This is a genomic window from Acinetobacter sp. 8I-beige, assembly GCF_902505955.1.
Taxonomy (GTDB): domain Bacteria; phylum Pseudomonadota; class Gammaproteobacteria; order Pseudomonadales; family Moraxellaceae; genus Acinetobacter; species Acinetobacter johnsonii.
On sequence record NZ_LR732792.1, the window covers coordinates 946,929 to 967,735 of the forward strand.

Sequence of the window (20,807 nt, forward strand, 5' to 3'; positions counted from 1 at the left end):
CAGACCATCCATTCAATAGATATTATTTTCGCTTCAAATTTTCCAAAATTTCTTTTGAACTTTTGATCTATCCCCCTTACAGTGATTCACGATAGTCTATATTTTATTGCAGCAGTTCTTGCACTAAATCATTCTGTTGATTTATTCATTTATTTTGTTCTTAAGACACTCATCTTTTTTTGATTTTATCTATCTTAGATTTTTAAGTCTCTTTGCAAAATTTTCTCTCATCTCATCTTTTAAAAAGATTTCTGAGTCAAAATATGGCTATTTATTATCTACTTAAAATCATCTCACTTTTTCCATTGTCCTTTTTACAATACATCGCACGCGGAATTGCGCACCTACTTTACTTTAGTGACTCTTCAATTAAGCGTATCACCACCATTAATCTGCAGTTGGCCTACCCTGAACTCGACCCAATAACACTCCAGAAACGCGTTCATCTCAGTATTCAAAGCCAATGTCAGACCTATATTGAATTTTTAAAATGTTGGGGAATGCCTCCACAATACAACCTAGATTTATTGAAAAACATTCATGGTGAATCTGTTCTAACCGAGGCTTTAGCCAATAAAAAAGGCGTGATTGTGGTCATTCCGCATTTTGGTTGTTGGGAGCTGTTAAATGCATGGTTAAATGTCTATACGCAACCAATGATTATGTATAAACCCTATAAAATTAAAGGGATTAACCGCTATATTCTAGCTGCACGTCAAAAGTTTAATGCCACACTAGTTCCCACCGATGAAACGGGTATCCGCAGTATCTTCAGACACTTAAAACAAGGTGGGCTGACGGTGATTTTACCGGATCATCTGCCAAAACCTAGTGGCGGTATTTATTCATATTTTTTCCAGCAGAATACTTTGTCCACGACACTGGTCTCTAAAATGGCGGCAAAAACACAATGCAATGTGATCGGATTAAGTTGTATTCGTAATACTGACGCAGCAGGTTTTGATGTGTACTGTACTGAGCTATCTCAAGATATTTTATCGACAGATCTACAGCTGTCGGTGGACAGTTTAAATCTTGCCATGCAAGACATAATTAACCAAGCACCTGAACAGTATATTTGGTCCTATAAACGTTTTAGAAATTGTTATGGCAATATCAATGCTTATCGGATACAGCCACCAATGTAGGCTCCACAAACTCGCACATGATCTCAAGCAGTTCGAAAGCAATAATTTATGCTATTTGCTAAAGGCCTGAATAGAATACTTTTATTCATTTGAGATCAATTCTCAGCAGTGGCATAATAGCGCACTATTTTAGATAAGTTGTGAGCAACCAAATGGCTATGCGCCCTGAAGTCCGTCGTCGTGGTATTGTGCTAATTGTGTTTGCAATCGTACAATGGTTTTTCATGCGCTATATTCTAGACAATCAATTATTCAATTTAACAACCTATGACCGCATTGTCTTTTTCTGTGTAAGTAGCCTTGCAGGTGCTTTTGTCATTTTTGTTGGCTTAATTTATATGGTCCTGAAAGGAAATGCGGATAAGGAATAGGTTCTAAATATATGCAAACAATTTCGCCAAAAATATTTAGACAAGTTCAATTGATCAATAAATTGTTTAAAATTTCAAAAAAGCATTATTTTTTGAGAAGATTTTCAAACTTTTTATTCCAGAAAAAAACAGATTTAATTGTTCAGGAATTACAAAAATTACATCTCGATACATTAGAAACGTACAAAGAGAAACTATTAATAAATAATAACCCAAGCATCACTAATATTATTTGGGTATGCTGGTTTCAGGGAGAAGATCAAGCTCCTGCTCTGGTACAAAAGTGTATCTGGAATCTAAAGCAATTTAATCAAGATGAATACACGATTAAAATAGTAACATTAGATAATTATAAAGATTTTATTGATTTACCTTCTTACATTGAAGAAAAATTTAAAAAAGGTATCATCTCTTATACACAACTCTCGGATATATTAAGATTTACCTTGTTAGCAACGCATGGGGGTATATGGATTGATTCAACATATTTAACCCTGTCACCACTTCCCAAATACGTAACAAATCATTCTTTTTTTAGCTTAACTAGCGCTATTTTTCCTACCTACTCAATATCAAAAGGTCGTTGGGCTGGTAATTTTATAAAATTTGGTAAAAATGATTTCATTGCTTTGCTATTTAAAGACTTATTTTTCGAATATTGGAAAAATAACAATCAACTTGTAGATTACTTTTTAATCGACTATTATTTCGAACTTTTATATCGAAATATACAATCTTTCCAAGAGAATCTTAAAAAACTACCTCAATATGGTGACAATCGCCATCTTTTAAATAGCATTTTATTTAAAGAGATTAATCAAATTGATAGTTCCAAGTTAGAAAAGGATATATATAAAATATATAAATTAACCTATAAATTTAAGGCCGAAAAAGCAAATAAGCAAAAAACTTATTTCAGAGAGTATTTCTAAATACTCTCTGAAATAAGCCCATTTATTTAAAAAAGTTTCTCATAATAATACTTAACTTCAAAATTTCTTTAATAAAATTTGCGAAACGATCTTTATCTATCACTTTATAGTTGTATAAGTGATTATTTAACATTCTTTTTTTAAAATTATTTAACTGATTTTTTTCGGAAAACTGCTCAACTGTTTTAAATATTTTTTCTGATTTAGCTTCGCTAATTCTCCCATACAAATGACTTGTATCAAAAAAATATGTAGGCTTATCAACGTGCTCAAAATTACCCAAGTCACCAACTCGATACCAAAGCTCTAAGTCTTGCCACATGCAGAAACTCTCATCAAAACCAGAAACTTGTCGTAACGTTTTTGTTTCTGTAAAAATTTGATTACCAACATAGTTTGCAAAAAGGAGATCATCTTTCTTAAAGTATTTTTTAGAAAATAAACTATGCTCTTTTGTTTGATTACTTTTTTCACTTTTAATATTTGAGGTAAATAAAGCGATTGAGTCTTCTCTCTTTTTATTTACCCAATAATCTAGAAAGAACTCAAGGCGATGTGGTAAAAAATAATCATCATCATCTAAGCCTGTAATTAACTCACCTTGTGCTAAATTAATTGCAATATTTCGGCTGACGCATGCACCGCTATTTTTATCCTTAAAAAAATAGCGAATACGTGAATCTACTTTGGCCAATCCAACTAAAAAATCTTGTGTACCATCTGATGAGTTATCATCGACAATAATGATTTCAAAATTTTTATATGTTTGATTCTGTACAGACTGAACTGCCCTTTTTAAAAGCTCCAACCTATTATAGGTTGGTATATATACAGAAATTAGTGGTTCCATCATTTATCTGCACTAATTATAGTTTCAAAAAATGTATAAATCATTTTCACGACAGTTTCCTGTTGTTGATTAGAAATACCATACCATAAAGGCAACCTTAGCAATCTCTCGCTCTCTTTAGTCGTGAATTCATCAAGACCACAAAACTCAGAGTATTTTTCACCTGCGGGAGAGCTATGCAAGGGAACATAATGAAATGTAGCCTGAACACCGTTGTCTTTCAAATATTGGAGTACACTAGTTCTTTGTTTTATATCTTTAACTTTCACATAAAACATATGAGCATTATGTTTACAGTTTTCAGGAATTGGTGATAATTCTATTTTTGAGCTATATGTTAAGGGAACCAATTTTTCATAATAATAGTTCCATGCCTTTAAGCGCTCTTGATTAATATGTTCAGCACTAGCCAACTGAGCAAATAAATAAGCAGCCTGAAGCTCACTTGGCAATAAACTACTACCAATATCACTCCAAGTATATTTATCCACCATACCTCTAAAAAACTGGCTACGATTAGTGCCTTTTTCCCTAATAACTTCTGCTCTTTCTATAAACCGTTGATCATTTATGAGTAATAACCCGCCCTCACCGCCACTCGTATAATTTTTTGTTTCATGAAAACTAAAAGCAGCTAAATGTCCAATAGTCCCCAATGCCTTTCCTTTATAGCTAGACATGACACCTTGCGCAGCATCTTCAACGACATATAAATGATATTTATGGGCTAAATCCATAATTACATCCATTTCACATGCAACACCTGCATAATGCACTGGAACAATCACTTTTGTTTTTGATGTAATTGCTGCTTCTATTTTTGTTTCATCGATATTCATTGTATCCGGACGAATATCTACAAAAATAATTTTTGCACCTCGTAAAACAAATGCATTTGCCGTACTTACAAAAGTATAGCTTGGCATAATGACTTCATCCCCCTCACAAATATCTAGCAATAATGCTGCTAGCTCAAGTGCATGTGTACAAGAAGGGGTTAATAAAGTTTTTTTACAAGTAAACGAGTCTTCAAACCATTTTTGACATAACTTCGAATATTTACCATCACCTGAGAGCTTTTTAGACTGGATGGCGTCTACAATCAATTTAGTTTCAGAACCTAATACTGGCGCATTATTAAAAGGAATCACTTATTTGACTCCGAGTTAAATTCATCCACTAATTTTAACATTTCACGACTTCTATCTTTTACTCTTTTCCCAGGTATTCCAATATAAATTCCCCATGGTGCGGTACTTTTTAATATTAAAGTCATTGCACCAATAGAAGAACCTTCTGCAACATTTACACCAGGTAAGATTGTTGAATTTGCCCCAATTATAGAATATTGCTCAACAATTACTTCTGCTTTATATTCCTTTTTATACTTTTCTGGAATAAGTGAACTAGCGACTGTAGTGCCTGAATAATCTGAACTTTGACTGAAAATTTTAACTCCATACGCTAATGAAACATAATCCTGAAGAATAATACCCATCGATCCTCCAGCTAATAAGCACATTGGCGTTATTCTACAATACTTTCCTATTGTTACTTTACCTGAAATAACACAAAAATCATCAATCTGCGAATGATCACCAATCGTTATTTGTTCGCAATTATAAATCGAAGCTTTATCACTAATTTTTACGTTTATGCCTAAATTCTTAAAACCCATTACATTGAGTTGTTCTTCAGATAAATATGCCACTTCTTATGACTCCAACAAATTTTTCCATTTATCTTCAAAGTTTTCTTTTGAAAAGTAACTTTTTATATTGTTTTCATTTTTAACTAATTTTTGATTATTAGTTAAACTAAATTCTTCAATATCAAAAATATCAATATCCATTCCTTTAAACAGTTCCCATTGCGGAGTTCCATTCCTCAAACACACTATTTTCCCCATGCCTAAAAGATTAATTGTATTACCCATAGCCTGTTGCCGCTTGTGATTAAAAATAGCAATATCTATATTTTGAAGAAAACTTAAATATTTTTCATATGGCATAAACTCAGTCAAGGGGACAAATTTATGCTCAAATATAGTCTTTCCATATTGGATCACTTGGTCAGCATAAGTTTGATTTCCATAAGATAAAGGTGCATAAATCTTAATATTTGACTCTTTAAATTTTTCAAGTTTAACTAACGCTTCAATATGCTCATTCGCAGGATCTGCTGAATTACCTAACAGAATATTAACACTTCCTTTCCTTTCTTCTATCAAAGAATAAACTGGAGTAAAAATGTTACTCAAATAACCAAGATTTTCAACATACTTTCCTTTAGCACCAAATTTATCTCGTGCATATTCAACATCTCTTGGAATAAAAGTTATCAAAAAACCCATATTCTTTATAACCATTTTTTTATATAAATTAGATATTTTAGATCTCTTATCTTCCCCATATAAATCCCCCCCCCACATTGACCAATAGCACTTTTTTAATAACCAAGGGTGATAAAATAGAGTCTTTATTACTTTTGAATTAAACAAGCCATGTAAAATTATTTTATCAGCATTATACATTTCTAACAGAAGTCGAAAATAACTTACTTGACTCTCTTTTTTCCCCAAAAAAAATACCCCCCTATCTTTTAAAAAACCATAAACACTCTCATCACCATAGAGATAAAAAGTATTATTTTCTTTAGAAAATTTTTCCTGTATAAAATCAATAAATGGCGGTAAAAACTTATCAGCCATACTGACATGAATTATTTTTTTAGACATAACTACAACGAACCAACTAATGAAATCAAATACTGACCATAACTATTTTTACTCATAGTATGACCGATTTTTAAAACCTGCTCTTTACTTAACCAACCTTGATTAAATGCAATTTCTTCCAAACATGCCACTTTATAGCCTTGACGCTTTTCTAAAGTTTCTACAAATTGTGCAGCTTCAAGTAAACTACTATGTGTACCTGTGTCGAGCCATGCAAAACCACGTCCAAGTAGTTCCACATTTAAATCCCCACGTTCCAAATACATTTGGTTCACGGTGGTAATTTCTAATTCGCCACGCTCTGATGGTTTAACTTGTTTGGCAATTTGAATCACATCATTGTCATAGAAATACAGCCCCGTTACTGCAAAATGAGACTTTGGATGTTGAGGTTTTTCTTCTAGTGAAATTGCGCGTTTCTGCTCATCAAACTCAACGACACCAAAGCGTTCTGGGTCTTTTACTTGATAGCCAAAAACTGTTGCACCTTTTTCACGCGCAACAGCCTGTTTTAGCATTGGTGTAAAACCTTGACCATAGAAAATATTATCGCCTAGTACTAAACACACATTACTATCACCAATAAACTCTTCACCAATAATAAATGCTTGTGCTAAACCATCTGGACTTGGCTGAATGGCATACTCTAATCGAATACCGAATTGAGCCCCATTGCCTAGTAAGCGTTTAAAACTATCTAAGTCTTCAGGAGTTGTAATGATCAGAACATCCTGAATTCCTGCCAACATCAGTACTGACAATGGATAATAAATCATTGGTTTATCGTAAATAGGCAGTAGCTGTTTCGATACACCTTGGGTAATCGGATACAGTCGTGTACCAGAGCCACCTGCTAATATAATGCCTTTTGTGTTCATTGAGCATTTACACCTAATCTTTCTCGTTGGTAACTACCATCTTGAACTCGACGGGACCAATCTAAATTATTCAGATACCATTCAACCGTCTTTCGAATTCCAGTTTCAAAGGTTTCTAGGGGTTTCCAGCATAAATCTTTTTCAATTTTTCCCGCATCTATGGCATAACGCAAATCATGCCCAGGACGATCTTCGACAAATTTAATAAGAGACTCATACTTTTGACCATTGGCTTGAGGCTTTAATTCATCCAAGATCTTACAAATCGTTTTTACGACTTCAATATTTTGCTTTTCGTTATGTCCACCAATATTATAGGTTTCACCAACTACACCTTCTGTGACAACCTGATATAAAGCACGTGCATGATCTTCAACGAATAACCAATCACGGATTTGATCACCCTTGCCGTAAATGGGTAAAGGTTTCATATCTAGAGCATTGAGAATAACCAAAGGAATCAATTTCTCAGGGAAGTGATATGGGCCATAATTGTTTGAACAATTCGTCACAATCGTGGGTAGACCATACGTACGCTGCCATGCACGAACCAAATGATCTGAACTGGCTTTACTTGCAGAATACGGTGAACTTGGTGCATAGGACGTTGTTTCGGTAAATAAATCCGTAGTTCCCTCTAAATCACCATACACTTCATCGGTCGAAATATGATGGAAGCGAAAAGCTTCTTTTGCGTCTAAGGTGAGACTTAACCAATATTTTCGTGCGGCTTCCAACAAGCTATAAGTGCCCACAATATTGGTCTGAATAAATGCAGCAGGACCATCAATTGAGCGGTCGACATGCGATTCGGCAGCCAAATGCATCACTACATTCGGTTGAAAGTTTTCAAAGATTTTTTCTAATTCAACCTGATCACAAATATCGGTTTGGAAAAATTGATAGCGTTCACTTTGTTCAATGGATTGAAGTGACTCCAGATTACCTGCATAAGTCAACTTATCTACGTTTAAAACATGATGATGGGTGTTTTCAATAATATGACGTATTACTGCTGAACCAATAAATCCAGCGCCACCAGTTACTAGAATGCGCATATCAAGCTATTCCTATCATTTCATCACATTTACATTTTGATTTGTTAAGTAAGATATCAAAGTATTCACTTTAACTGCTAGATCAGCTCTTATTTAAACTCAACACGCTTACCTACTAACGCATATTTTACTTGTTTCAATATGCGTAAAATCTCAAGTTTGACTTTAGCCCACCCCTTCTTCTTTTGCTTTTTCATCCGAGCTTTACGCTCTGCAAGCAAGTCGCTTGAAAGTGTCGTTTTCTTTTCAGGAAATAACATCATTTCCTGTATACATAAAGCAGGCGTCATCTGATATACGGGATGAAATGTATGACGTATAAATTCATCAAACATCACTTGGTCCAGTGGGATCAATTGAATTTTTTTCACATATTCCAAATATTTTTGAGCACCTTCAAGACTCAGGATATAACCTGCGGTGCCTAAGTTTTTTCCCGTGAGTTGAACAATATGACGCGTGCCATTTGCTATTTCCGACTGGGCATTACCGAGAAAAACTTGATCTGCAAATGCTTCCGTCTTAATAATGTCCCAATTTGGGTTGATCCAGCCTGCGTTATTTAATAATTCAGCAGCAGCATTACCTAAATACACATCATCTTCAAAAATAGCCAAATGAGGAATGTGCTCATCTACCATTTTTTGCCAAATCGAGACATGACTCATAAAACAAGCCAACTCACCAGGACTTAAAAACTCATCCCGAATATTGAGCTGCATTTTTTCTGCTAAAGGACGTGCTAAATCAGGCGTCAGCGCATCAAAAAACTCAAACCCAACATTCTGTTTGCCGAATTCTCGCACGATATGCTCACGACGCGCAGCCGCTGTTTTTAAGCTAATGACTATATTTTTCATATCGATACTACTTATTTCGATGCAACCAAATGCTTTACAGCATAAAACTTATCACGCCACATCCGCTTTTGTTTTTTGATGCCGTGAGAAAGACTCCGCCCTTCTTTTTCTTTACGAGAAATACCTTGTGCTGCCACGGTGCCCAAGATATCACTATCCAAGCCAGCAGGTTTCACTAAAGCAGGCCACACGCCTAAACCCTTCCCATTTTTACTGAGCCATGTTTGAAAGAAAATATCGACAGGCATGGTCATTTTTCTCCCAGCTTGCATAAATGCTTCTGCACCTTGACGTGACCACACCAAACCTAAACCACGAATAGGAAAATAAAAAGCATGCCACAAACTCATACCATCAACATTCGTAATATCTTTAGCTAGCTTTTTCTTTTTGGTTGCAATGTTAATCAAGTACCAATCCAGCTCTTTATGCTGATCTAGATACTCAATCACGCCATCAAGCTTGTTTTTAAAGTCTTGGTTGATTTTCATATCGTCTTCAAGCACCACCAAATAATCAGCATCTGTACTTAAAAATTTTTCCGCGCAGCCATAATGACTTAAATAGCAGCCCAATTCCGAATTCATCAGTTTACGGCCAAGTACGTCGTTCGCCCCTTGATCATCGTAGTTTGCAAATTCAGTTAAATCTTTACCACGACCATCGACTGCAGAAAAGCGATCAAAAGGCCAGTTGACTTGATTCAGCTGCTGAGTTGCTCTTTCAAGTCGTTCCTGACTGCCGTCCAAATTAATCAAATAAGTAACAACTTTCATCATGAACCTTTAAACTAAAACTGAATGGGGCAAATAGCCTGCTAATTTTTCCTGCATAGCCATACTGATTTTCTTTGCAGCATCACTATCAAGCTGATCCAAACTCTGTATGCAGCCATACTTAATCTCAGGATTATGTAGGGCTTGTATAAAACTATTCAAACTGTCCTGATTTTTAAGATAGGCCAATTCGAGATCAGGCTTTAACTCAGCCTGCTGTTTTTGAATCTTAATGTGGTTCATTAATGAAATCGGATTCAACTGCTCTACACTACGAAATTTAAACTTGATCTGTGTTTCTAAAAGCTGTGGATGCTCAAGCAAATACTCTTTTAATGCATGACGATCTACAATATGTGGATAATGATGGATTTCAAAAAATTTATTGAATCCCAAAACATCCGCACCAAGCATCTGCGCAATCATATGTTTCGGCTGAATTGGCTTTCCAAATTGGCGACTCATCAGCTGACGATATTTGAGCTTTACCTTGAGTGCAAAACTATTCTGCCAATGGCCATAGATTACCAAGTTTTCCGCTTTTAAAAAGTCTTCGACTTGTGCAGACGCATTAAAAAAGAAATCATCATTTAGATAAATAAAATAATCTGATAAGCCTTCAATATTCCAAAGCATACTTTCAATGGAACGGGTATTGAAGGTCGGTAAATGCTCTTCAAAACCTCTAAAAATTTCTCGGTGATCAACCACACGAATTTTATCGGCAGCACACAAACCTTGCGCTGCAAATTCATCGATAAACTCAGGACGCTGACTATCTGCCACCACATAGATATGTCGACAGAACGGTACATATTTCAAAATGGAAGCGATGTTATAATAAATTTCGTTATTACTGGCAAAGCGCGTCGCACTGACTGCGTCAGATGCATCTTCACCAGTCAGATATTTATGACGTTTCTTTTTTAATTCAAGATCATTGCCATCTACCCAGGCAATCACGATATCAATATTTTGCATTCACTTGATCACTTCAAAATCTGAGTCTAATAGGCATTTATTGCCAAGCATCCTTAATCCACTGTGAAGGCAATACATAACGATACCATTTTCCACCACCACCATTAATAGCATCAGGTGGATTGATTTCACCATGGAAAATAATGACCTTAACCCCTTCAGGTTTTACAGGCGGTTTAAAGTATGCCAACGGAATTTTTTGCAAACAGTGATATTTGTAACTCTTACACCAACTATCAGGCCAGTAAGAAAGTTTTTTCTCTTGATCGACATACCAAGACAAATAAGCTTGCTCATTGCGGAATTTTTGACGAATTTCATCAAAATGCTCCCGAAAATAAGGCATCAGTCCAGGGAAAGCACCCAGTTTAAAACGGTAAACCGAGCTGTTGCCTGTAATCCGCCAAGGACGTTTCCAGTCATGAATAATTAGGAAGTCCCCAGGATGGGTAAAGAAACTGTCAATATTGTCAACAATCACCACATCCAAATCTAAAAAGAGCGCATTACCTTGTAAACCGTACAAGTCTGGCTCGAATGTAGACAATTTATTCCAACCTCGTTCAGGACTTCCCTCTGGAAGCGCTAAAGGTGGAATGGGAAAACAATCAACTGCAGGATCGATCCCTTCGGTGCGGTCTGTTAGACAAACCATTTTAAAATCAACCGTGGTGTGACGCTTCACCATGTTATATAAACGATTGACGTACTCGGCCCCATATTTGGTGCCCCATTTCATGCATAACACAATATTTTGATCTGTCTGTGTTTCAGCCTGTTTTGACAACGAGTCGTTTACGTTTTCCAGCATGTTCTATCATCCACCAGCATTCTGCGTTGTATCATAACATTTCTTGCAATAAGTTAGTGTATGGCTTTTTCAAAGCCCTCATAATACTCAAAAATAGTTTGTGCTATGATACGGAGTCGCTTAGATAAATCCTTTACAGGGTTCACTTAGCTCTCATATGAAGAATATATAATCAGGTTGATATGAAAATAGCAGTTGCAGGCACAGGTTACGTCGGCCTTTCTAATGCCATGATCTTCTCACAACACCATGAAGTGATTGCACTAGACATCATCGACACGAAAGTTGACATGTTGAATCAAAAAATCTCCCCGATTCAAGACACAGATATATCAACATTTTTAAGCGAAAAACCGCTCAATTTTCGTGCCACAACTGACAAATATGAAGCCTATCGAGGCGCTGATTTTGTCATCATTGCAACACCCACCGACTATGATGTGCAAACTAATTATTTCAACACGCAGAGTGTGGAAAGTGTTATTCGAGATGTGGTCGAGATCAACCCTCAGGCAACGATGATTATCAAATCAACAGTGCCAGTGGGCTTTACTCAAAAAGTCAAAAACCAATATCACACTGACAATGTGATCTTCTCCCCAGAGTTTTTACGTGAAGGCAAGGCGCTGCATGACAACCTTTATCCCTCTCGGATTATTGTTGGTGAAAAGTCAGAACGTGCTCAATTGTTTGCAGATATGCTGATCGAAGGTGCAATCAAAAAAGACAGCCCTGTATTGTTCACTGACTCAACTGAAGCCGAAGCGATTAAGTTATTTGCCAACACCTATCTCGCGATGCGTGTCGCTTACTTTAATGAACTCGATACTTATGCCCAGTCTTTCGGTCTAGACACTCGTCAAATTATTGAAGGCGTATGTTTAGATCAACGCATTGGCAATCATTATAACAACCCATCGTTTGGCTATGGTGGCTATTGTCTACCGAAAGACACCAAACAACTTCTTGCCAACTACAATCAAGTGCCGAGCAACCTGATTCAGGCCATTGTAGATTCCAACAGTACCCGTAAAGACTTTATTGCAGACTCTATTATTGCAAAAAATCCTAATACCGTCGGCATTTATCGTTTAGTGATGAAAAGTGGCTCTGATAACTTCCGTGCGTCCGCGATCCAAGGCGTCATGAAACGCATTAAGGCCAAAGGCATTGATGTGATTGTTTATGAACCAACCTTAAATGAGGATGAGTTTTTCAAATCCAAAGTGATTAATGATTTAGAACAATTTAAACAACAAAGTGATGTCATCATCGCCAATCGTAAGTCACAGGATTTAAGCGATGTTGAAGACAAAATCTATACCCGTGATATTTTTGGAGGCGATGAATGAACGTTTTAGTAACAGGTGCAGCAGGCTTTATCGGCTTTCATGTCTCTAAAAAACTACTCGAGCGTGGTGATAGAGTTGTCGCTTTTGACAATATGAATGATTATTATGATCCTGCTTTAAAGCAAGCTCGTATCGACTTATTACATCAAACTGCTCAGCAAAGTGCTGGCCAATTTGACTTCATTCAAGCCAATCTTGCCGATAAAACAGCAGTTGATCAATGCTTTCAACAACACCAGTTTGACCGTGTGATTCACTTGGCTGCACAAGCAGGCGTGCGCTACTCACTTGAAAATCCAATGAGTTATGTAGAAAGCAATATTATTGGCTTTACCAATATTATTGAAGCTTGCCGCTATGCGAAAACACCACATCTGACCTATGCCAGCACCAGCAGCGTATACGGTGCAAATACCACCATGCCTTTTAGTGAGCAACATGGTGTAAACCATCCAATTCAGTTTTATGCAGCAACAAAACGTGCAAATGAATTAATGGCGCATAGCTATAGTCACCTATTTCAATTGCCAACCACAGGCTTACGTTTCTTTACGGTCTATGGACCTTGGGGACGCCCCGATATGGCGCTGTTTAAGTTCACCAAAAACATCATTGCGGGTCAATCAATTCCCGTATTTAACCATGGTAATCACACCCGCGATTTCACATTTATTGAAGACATTGCTGAAGGCGTGATTCGCTCAAGTGATCAAATTGCTGAGGTCAACCCAAATTGGGACAGCAATCACCCAGATCCAGCGACCAGCAATGCGCCTTTCCGTATATTCAACATCGGCAATAACAATCCTGTGAAACTCATCGAATATATTCAAGCAATTGAAAAAGCCGTTGGCCAAGAAGCCATTTTAGAATTACTCCCGCTTCAAGCAGGTGATGTACCTGATACCTATGCAGATAGCAGCGCTTTAGAAAAAAGTGTGGGGTATAAACCCTCTGTTTCAGTTGAAGCTGGTGTGAAACAATTTGTAGATTGGTATCGTGACTTTTATCAGGTTTAAATAAAAAGCCTCTCGCTAATTAAACCAATCTAAAATAAAAACCCTAATTACTGTGTAATTAGGGTTTTTAAATACAGGTGTATTTAAATTAAATTGTAGATCGTTACACTATAAATTTTTCTTACTAAATCACCATCCAACACAAAACTGTCCCCTATACCTATACAAATTCTTTGAGGTAGAAAAAATCTATCCTTCCTTCTGTTGAAGATCCTCAACTAAATAAACGAAGGTTATTTTTAAATAGCAACATCTTAGCAATAGGATAACTTTTATTTATACTCGATGAGGTTTATGGAATGGCTTTTATTAAAAATTACAGTATCAAAAAATATTAAGCCTATACAAAACATTGGCTTAAATTATTTAAGAGAAATACCAAATTAAACACCACCAGAGCCATCATAAATAATCCTATGATGACTCTACCTTTATAAAAATAATTTATTTATTTTTCTTTTTGCATATATTTATCAATATATGATTAAGAACGCCATAATTCTCCAAGTTTTACATCCCACTCAACAGGAGAAATAACCATACGTCCTGCATTTGGGGTCAATGTAATTTCACTAAACAGCACTTCATCTTGTGACAATAGGAAGTCAATTCGGCTATAACCATATTCCAAACATAACTGCTCAGATAGCTCAACCATTTTATGCATCTTGCACGGTTCTATCACCGCTTCTGGCGTATTTTCTTTGCAATCTACGGTGAAAGGCTGTAGCACCCAAGAGGTATCATAAATATTTGAATACTCTGTACCATCACTCCCTTGGACATCGACTTCAACATACTTAGGCTGCCCTTCAAAACAGTGAACACGACATGTTGTAATGGTGGCATTCGTGTTAGCATCACGATATAAGTCAACATAATGCTCTGCCAAGATGAGCGGCGAAATATTTTTATAGTGCCACTCTCGCTTGCGGTAGTACATATTCATTTTTAAACTGTTATTTAGTTTGCTTTCCGCTCTATTAACATCAAATGTACCTTTATCGCGACAAATAATAGCGCTTCCACTGTCGTGGGTACACTTTAAAACGAATTGGTTCGGAAGTTGATCAAAATCAATATTCTTAAAGTCACAATATGTGCCTATAAGTGGGACCAGATGTTTTTCTCCAATCCGATCTATAATCAATTCTCTTACTGCCGATTTATCAGCTAATTTGGTATGTAGTGCACTTCTTTCAAAAATCATTCGTGCAGTAACTTTCTCATTAAAACTTTCAGGTTGATTAAAATTTGGGGTATACCCTAATTTATTAATAAACCTTTTTTTTAGATATCTCTCATCAGAAACAAATAATGTTCTAAATACTTTTGCTTCTTTAAGAATATTATTTTTACTAAAAGTTCAAAAATCTTCGATCCTTTATAAACAACTAAATGCTATAAAATATAATTCATATACCTTTTTAAATAATGAAAATAAAAAAGGGCTCCGAAGAGCCCTTTTTCACCTAATTACTTATTTTACATAAGTTAACCAGTGTGCGTATTTCGGGTCTTTACCCTTAACCGCATTAAAGAATGTGGTTTGAATTTGTTCAGTAATAGGACCACGCGTACCTGAACCGATTTCACGGTCATCATATTCACGAATAGGCGTCACTTCAGCAGCAGTACCTGTAAAGAATGCTTCATCTGCAATATAGAATTCATCACGTGTAATACGACGCTCAACCACGTCATAGCCCAAGTCTTTTGCGATGGTAATAATGGTTTGACGCGTAATACCATCCAGTGCACCACCCGCGATATCTGGCGTATGTAAAACACCATCTTTCACCAAGAATACGTTTTCGCCAGAACCTTGGCATACATAACCTTGAGGGTCGAGCAACATTGCTTCGTCATAACCTGAATGCGCTACTTCTTGGTGAGCCAAAATCGACAAGGTGTAGTTACCTGATGCTTTCGCTTTACACATCGTCACGTTTGGATGGTGATGGGTAAACGATGAAGTTTTCACTCGAATACCTTTCGCCATTGCTTCATCACCAAGGTACGCACCCCAGCTCCATGCCGCTACTACTGCATGAATCGTATTGTCTGTTGCAGCAATACCTAATTTTTCCGAACCAATAAAAATAATTGGACGCAAGTAGCAAGACGCTAATTTATTTTCACGAACCACATCAATTTGAGCTTGCTCTAGTGTTGCTTGATCAAACGGGACTTTCATTTGATAAATTTTTGCAGAGTTCAATAAACGCTTAGTGTGTTCTTTTAGACGGAAAATAGCCGTGCCATTCGGTGTTTCATAGGCACGGACACCTTCAAACACACCCATGCTGTAGTGCAAGGTATGTGTTAATACGTGAGTTTTTGCCTCACGCCAGTCAACCAATTGTCCATCTTGCCAAATAAAACCATCACGATCAGCCAAATTCATGACACACACTCCAAATTTATATACACAGTCATGTTACCCAATGCTCACGATTGAGCTTGGATCAATTAATCTTTGCCATAATTTGCAAACGATCACTCGGGTATCGCGCCAGTCCGCAGCATTTACTTGCATGGATTGATTCGCAAGGGCTAAACGGTGGCTCTCGGCTCGTTCACTGAGATAAGCTTGAATCAATGCAGTCGCATCGTCACTGGATAAGCAACTGGCTTTTGCGGCGTCTTCAAGGATTCGTACATTGTCGGAATAATGGGTAAGATCTGGATGAGATCCGCTCCATGCCAACACAGCATACTGTGCCATAAATTCGATATCGACGATACCACCTGCGTCTTGTTTTAAATGAAAAATTCCATCTTTTTGTTGTTCTTTAGAAGAACCCAAATGGTCTTTCATTTTTTGACGCATCTTCAGCACTTCTGCGCGTACATTTTCTTCATCACGTGGCTGCGTCAAAATCCGACAGCGCAATGCTTCAAACTTATCACGCAAACTTGGCTCACCCGCAATCGAACGAGCACGTACCAATGCTTGATGCTCCCAGACCCATGCATTTTTCAACTGATACTGTTCAAAGGCTTTTAAACTGGTAACCAATACCCCTGCTTCACCCGATGGACGTAAGCGTGTATCGATTTCATAGACCCGACCATCGAGGGTCTGCGTGGTCATCAACGACATAAATTTCTGCGCAACACGCATTGCAAACTCGAATCCACTAATCGACTTCAGCCCATCGGTATCGGCTTGCTCATCCATATAATGAATAAAGACCAGATCTAAGTCCGAGCCATAACCCAGCTCAATCCCGCCAACTTTTCCATACCCCACCACAGCAAATGCCAAATGATCGATCGAACAGCGCTGTCCTTCAACATCGAGCGGATAACCATGTTTCTTTGCCGTCATTTGGTAAGCCAAATTTAAAGTTGTACTGACCGAAACTTCTGCAATATCGGTCAAAGCATCGGATACTTTCATCAACGGACTTTCAGCCAAAACATCACTGGCTGCAACTGCCAAAACATTGGATTTTTTAAATAGGCGCAGCACACGCATCAAATCTTCAACGTCATCAAGCTCAATACGAAGCAACTGTTGACGCAGAGAATCTTCCAAATCTTGACGGCGCGGCAGCTCAAAGTCCATTGACAAAAATTCATCCAAGAGCACTGGATAATGGGTCAACTCTTCACAAATCCATGGACTTACGGTTGCCATTTTCACTAAGCGCTGTAAAGCCCCTTTACTCTCAATCAACATGACCAAATATACGGTGCGTCGCATCACCGACTCAACCAAGGGCATGAGGCGAAGCAGCGCGGCTTGCGGCTTATCTGACTGTAAAATCGCTTCAATCAAATGCGGCCAAAACATTTTTAAACGCTGCACCGCTTTTGCAGGCAGCTTTTTTAGCGCATGACCATTCCAAAATTCATGAATGAGGTTTTTTGCATTCGCATCCAACACCTCATTTAACCGCGCTTCTAACTGACTAAAACTTTCTACGAAAGGGTCATGCTCTTTTTCTTTAATTAAATGCTCAAACTGGTAAATAACTTTGACGCGCTTTTGGTTTAAGTGCTCAATAAATGCATCCCAACTTACAAAACCCAAGGTATCAATCATCCTTTGTCTGAGTTCTGGTTCTGTGGGCAAAGACTGGGTCTGTTGATCATTTAAGGCTTGAATTGCATGCTCTACACGGCGCAGAAATAAATAAGCATCTTCCAGCTCACTGACCGCCTGACCATCCAGCAAACCCACTTCACCCAAATGATGTAAGCTCACTAAACATTGACGGTCTTGTAATTCTAATTTTGCCCCGCCATAAATTAGCTGAAAAACTTGCACAATAAATTCGACTTCACGAATACCGCCCGCACCTAACTTAATATCATCTTCGATATTGCGGCGTAATACCTCGCGCTCAATCATGGCTTTCATTTCGCGCATAGCTTCAAAAGCGGTGTAATCGACATACTTACGGAACACGAAAGGACGAGTCATGTCCAACAACTCATCTCCCTCTTTGCCCCCTGCCACAATCCGAGCTTTAATCCACGCATAGCGCTCCCACTCGCGCCCATGTTGGCTTAAATACTTCTCCAGTGCCGCATGACTAATGGCCAATGCAGAACCATCGCCCCAAGGGCGCAAGCGCATATCCACACGGAAGACAAAACCATCAGCCGTGATATGGTCCAACAAGTAAATGAGCTTCTGCCCCCACAAAATGCAAAACTGTTGTACGTCGATGCATTTACGACCATCAGTTTCACCTTGCTCATCAAAAGCAAAAATCAAGTCGATATCACTGGAGAGATTCAGCTCTTGTGCACCGAGCTTCCCCATCGCAACCACAATTAAATCTTGAATTTTATGGTTATAGCCCACAGGCTGACCATGTTTAGCCACCAATGGCGCTAAGGCAAACGCTTTTGCCACACAAATGGCTGCATCAGCAAAATCAGATAACTCCCGCGTTAGCGTCATCACATCGATCAGTTGATTGGCATCCTGCCAAATCCAGCGAAACATTAAACGCGCACGTAAAATTCGGATGGTGCGCATCCATGTGCTTTCATCACTGATCTCTTTTAAGGTGTTTTGAACGACATCGAAAATTTGTTCGGTGGTCAATGGCTGAGAAAATTGATCAATTGCATAATCTTGTTCAAGATAAACCTGATGTATAGATAGGACTTGTTCCGCATATTGACTTGCGCGCAATGTCTTTTGCAATTGCTCAGCATTCATGATCGACTCTTTCGGATTGTTTTGGTTATTTATAACAGCAGATCATGAGATTAGGTGAATTATTTTATAAGAAAAGTATGATTATTCACTAAATTCTTGCTGGGATGTCTCGAGTGGCAATGCTTGATGTGCGCTGTTCGAACGTGGCAGACTGACGATAAAAATTGAACCGACACCTTCTTTCGATGTGACTGAAATTTCACCTTTATTTAAGTCAACAAAACGCTTACACAACACCAGACCTAGACCCGTACCTTTCTCCCCAGCTGTCCCCTTAAAACTAACGGTTAGTTTCGGTTCAAACAAAGATTCAATTTGCCCCAATGTCATACCTAGACCCGTATCTTGAATGTAGATATCGATAAAGTCATCACGTTGTTTAGCATCAATCGTCACAACACCTTCGCCATGCATATGGGTAAATTTTAGCGCATTTGAGACCAAGTTTTGGATCACCGAGGTCACCATATTGATATCTGCAAAAATTTTTAAATCGTCGGGGACACGGTCAATCAGTTGAATATTTTTATTGATAGCCAACGCATGCAACACATCAAAAACGATTTGAGAGGACTGCTTAAGCTTGTAATGGATGGGGTGATAAACAAAGCGCCCGCCTTCTGCCATCGCCCAATTCAGTAAACTCTCCAACAAGCTATAAGTCGATTGTGCGGTATCATGCAAATAATCTGCAATGCTTTGCACACCAGACTCATCCAAACTTTTGCGCTCTTCAGCCAACACTTCTGAGAAACCAATTAAGCCATGAAAAGGCGCCCTTAAGTCATGTGCAATAATTTGGAAAAATTTGGTTTTACTGACATTCATGGCCACCTGTTGCTCATACAACTCTTTGAGCTCCGCATTTTCCATGCGCAAATGTAGCAGATTGAGAAAACCAGATGCCAGTTCATAGACATTTTCTACAGCATCTTGCGTAAAAGCTTCCAACTGTTCATCAAAGAAAATCACTTGCCCTATAGATTTATCCGATGCCTTTAAATCCAATGCGATGATACGGCGATGTTCAAAGCCTAGAGCACTCACCTGCTGAGAAAGATGATGATAATGGCGATGCAGGACATCAATCGTGATATCCCCTTCAAAATGAGTAGCAAAATTGGCTTCAGCGGGTAACTGAAAAGCATTGAATGCATGTTTGCCTGCATACCAACTATAAGGTTCATTGCTAAACGTTAAAATTGCGGCATGTGCACCTAAAATTTTTCGCGCAAATTTGAGAAAGCTCTTAATTTTATTGTCATTACTGTTCACGCCCAACAATAAAGATAAGTGGCAAGCACTTAACTGTTCTGTATCAGACCCGACATCTAGCAATTGAATACCCATTTCTGCCTCATCTTTTGTGATTTTTTCGGCACAAACCTATTATTTACTTCTATTTATTAGCAAATTTTCAGCATTAAAACAATATAAAAATACAACAATACAAGCGTGGCATTTAACAAAAAAATCAATTATGTCAGGCTTTTATCTTGTGAGTACTTTCTCTTTTTGAAAAATCGTTATTTATCAGAATGATTAAAACAAAATTTTGAGTCCATTATATGAGGAAATAATTAAGCAAACCCACCCCAAACATTCAATTGCTTTAAGCCATCTGTAACGTTTTACGGCGATTTAATTCAAATCTTAAATTTCAGGCAATAAAAAACCCAAGACTGAATATGCTTGGGTTTTTTAATATCTTGGTCCCGAGGGTCGGACTCGAACCGACACGTCATCTCTGACAGCGGATTTTGAGTCCGCCGCGTCTACCAATTTCACCACCTCGGGAAGGTGTTGATGCGTATATTAAACTTTTTGGAAAACTTGTCAACGCAAGTTG

19 protein-coding genes and 1 tRNA gene are annotated in these 20,807 nt (G+C 37.7%); 5 read left to right on the top strand and 15 right to left on the bottom strand.

All coding sequences use genetic code 11. The annotated features are described in order from the left end of the window. Positions 1-263: 263 nt before the first annotated feature. The 3 genes from GVX98_RS14870 to GVX98_RS14880 all read left to right on the top strand — a co-directional run bounded on the left by GVX98_RS14870 (position 264) and on the right by GVX98_RS14880 (position 2,451). Positions 264-1,148: a lysophospholipid acyltransferase family protein gene (locus GVX98_RS14870; protein ID WP_159128510.1), complete on the top strand. Its 885-nt coding sequence runs from the start codon at positions 264-266 to the stop codon at positions 1,146-1,148. A gap of 152 nt (positions 1,149-1,300) precedes the next feature. Beyond that, entirely contained in the window at positions 1,301-1,519 is a 219-nt protein-coding gene (locus tag GVX98_RS14875) for a hypothetical protein (protein ID WP_004983573.1), read from the top strand. A gap of 11 nt (positions 1,520-1,530) precedes the next feature. Further along, the gene (locus tag GVX98_RS14880; protein ID WP_004983572.1) at positions 1,531-2,451 is read left to right on the top strand and encodes a capsular polysaccharide synthesis protein; all 921 of its coding nucleotides are present in this window, start codon (positions 1,531-1,533) and stop codon (positions 2,449-2,451) included. Between the two features lie 22 nt (positions 2,452-2,473). Here the strand turns inward: GVX98_RS14880 and GVX98_RS14885 are convergent, their stop codons facing one another. From GVX98_RS14885 to GVX98_RS14930, 10 genes are all read right to left on the bottom strand, one after another. Further along, positions 2,474-3,304: a glycosyltransferase gene (locus GVX98_RS14885; protein WP_159128511.1), complete on the bottom strand. Its 831-nt coding sequence runs from the start codon at positions 3,302-3,304 to the stop codon at positions 2,474-2,476. After that, positions 3,301-4,452 (bottom strand): dTDP-4-amino-4,6-dideoxygalactose transaminase, encoded by a 1,152-nt coding sequence (gene rffA / locus GVX98_RS14890; protein ID WP_159128512.1) that lies wholly within the window; start codon positions 4,450-4,452, stop codon positions 3,301-3,303. The genes GVX98_RS14885 and rffA overlap by 4 nt, the downstream gene beginning before the upstream one ends. Then, positions 4,449-5,012 carry an acyltransferase gene (locus GVX98_RS14895; protein ID WP_159128513.1) on the bottom strand — a complete coding sequence of 188 codons (564 nt, stop codon included), beginning with the start codon at positions 5,010-5,012 and terminating at the stop codon, positions 4,449-4,451. Before GVX98_RS14895 ends, rffA begins: the two co-directional genes overlap by 4 nt. Before the next feature lie 3 nt (positions 5,013-5,015). Next, on the bottom strand, positions 5,016-6,038 hold the full coding sequence (locus tag GVX98_RS14900; protein ID WP_159128514.1) for a TDP-N-acetylfucosamine:lipid II N-acetylfucosaminyltransferase: 1,023 nt from the start codon (positions 6,036-6,038) through the stop codon (positions 5,016-5,018). A gap of 2 nt (positions 6,039-6,040) precedes the next feature. After that, the gene (gene rfbA / locus GVX98_RS14905; protein ID WP_159128515.1) at positions 6,041-6,916 is read right to left on the bottom strand and encodes a glucose-1-phosphate thymidylyltransferase RfbA; all 876 of its coding nucleotides are present in this window, start codon (positions 6,914-6,916) and stop codon (positions 6,041-6,043) included. Then, a complete protein-coding gene (gene rfbB / locus GVX98_RS14910) occupies positions 6,913-7,974 on the bottom strand; it encodes a dTDP-glucose 4,6-dehydratase (RefSeq protein WP_159128516.1) in 1,062 nt (353 codons plus the stop codon). The genes rfbA and rfbB overlap by 4 nt, the downstream gene beginning before the upstream one ends. A gap of 89 nt (positions 7,975-8,063) precedes the next feature. After that, on the bottom strand, positions 8,064-8,834 hold the full coding sequence (locus tag GVX98_RS14915) for a glycosyltransferase family 25 protein (protein WP_159128517.1): 771 nt from the start codon (positions 8,832-8,834) through the stop codon (positions 8,064-8,066). A gap of 11 nt (positions 8,835-8,845) precedes the next feature. Then, positions 8,846-9,610, bottom strand: coding sequence for a glycosyltransferase family 25 protein (locus GVX98_RS14920; RefSeq protein ID WP_159128732.1), 765 nt, complete (start codon positions 9,608-9,610; stop codon positions 8,846-8,848). Between the two features lie 9 nt (positions 9,611-9,619). Beyond that, positions 9,620-10,591, bottom strand: coding sequence for a stealth family protein (locus GVX98_RS14925; protein ID WP_159128518.1), 972 nt, complete (start codon positions 10,589-10,591; stop codon positions 9,620-9,622). A 37-nt stretch (positions 10,592-10,628) separates the two neighbouring features. Next, positions 10,629-11,402 carry a glycosyltransferase gene (locus tag GVX98_RS14930; RefSeq protein WP_148825491.1) on the bottom strand — a complete coding sequence of 258 codons (774 nt, stop codon included), beginning with the start codon at positions 11,400-11,402 and terminating at the stop codon, positions 10,629-10,631. Between the two features lie 182 nt (positions 11,403-11,584). Here GVX98_RS14930 and GVX98_RS14935 point away from each other — a divergent pair, with 182 nt between their 5' ends. Together GVX98_RS14935 and GVX98_RS14940 are read left to right on the top strand one after the other, a co-directional pair. Further along, positions 11,585-12,754: a nucleotide sugar dehydrogenase gene (locus GVX98_RS14935; RefSeq protein WP_159128519.1), complete on the top strand. Its 1,170-nt coding sequence runs from the start codon at positions 11,585-11,587 to the stop codon at positions 12,752-12,754. Further along, on the top strand, positions 12,751-13,773 hold the full coding sequence (locus GVX98_RS14940) for an NAD-dependent epimerase (RefSeq protein WP_004983551.1): 1,023 nt from the start codon (positions 12,751-12,753) through the stop codon (positions 13,771-13,773). Before GVX98_RS14935 ends, GVX98_RS14940 begins: the two co-directional genes overlap by 4 nt. 484 nt (positions 13,774-14,257) lie before the next feature. Here the strand turns inward: GVX98_RS14940 and GVX98_RS14945 are convergent, their stop codons facing one another. From GVX98_RS14945 to GVX98_RS14965, 5 genes are all read right to left on the bottom strand, one after another. Next, the gene (locus GVX98_RS14945; protein WP_159128733.1) at positions 14,258-15,121 is read right to left on the bottom strand and encodes an ATP-grasp fold amidoligase family protein; all 864 of its coding nucleotides are present in this window, start codon (positions 15,119-15,121) and stop codon (positions 14,258-14,260) included. 132 nt (positions 15,122-15,253) lie between these two features. Further along, positions 15,254-16,180 carry a branched-chain amino acid transaminase gene (locus tag GVX98_RS14950; protein WP_004983545.1) on the bottom strand — a complete coding sequence of 309 codons (927 nt, stop codon included), beginning with the start codon at positions 16,178-16,180 and terminating at the stop codon, positions 15,254-15,256. Positions 16,181-16,213: 33 nt separating this feature from the next. Next, on the bottom strand, positions 16,214-18,958 hold the full coding sequence (gene glnE / locus GVX98_RS14955; protein ID WP_159128520.1) for a bifunctional [glutamate--ammonia ligase]-adenylyl-L-tyrosine phosphorylase/[glutamate--ammonia-ligase] adenylyltransferase: 2,745 nt from the start codon (positions 18,956-18,958) through the stop codon (positions 16,214-16,216). A gap of 81 nt (positions 18,959-19,039) precedes the next feature. Continuing rightward, positions 19,040-20,308: a sensor histidine kinase KdpD gene (locus GVX98_RS14960; protein ID WP_159128521.1), complete on the bottom strand. Its 1,269-nt coding sequence runs from the start codon at positions 20,306-20,308 to the stop codon at positions 19,040-19,042. Between the two features lie 360 nt (positions 20,309-20,668). Next, positions 20,669-20,755, bottom strand: a tRNA-Leu gene (locus GVX98_RS14965). Positions 20,756-20,807 lie beyond the last annotated feature (52 nt).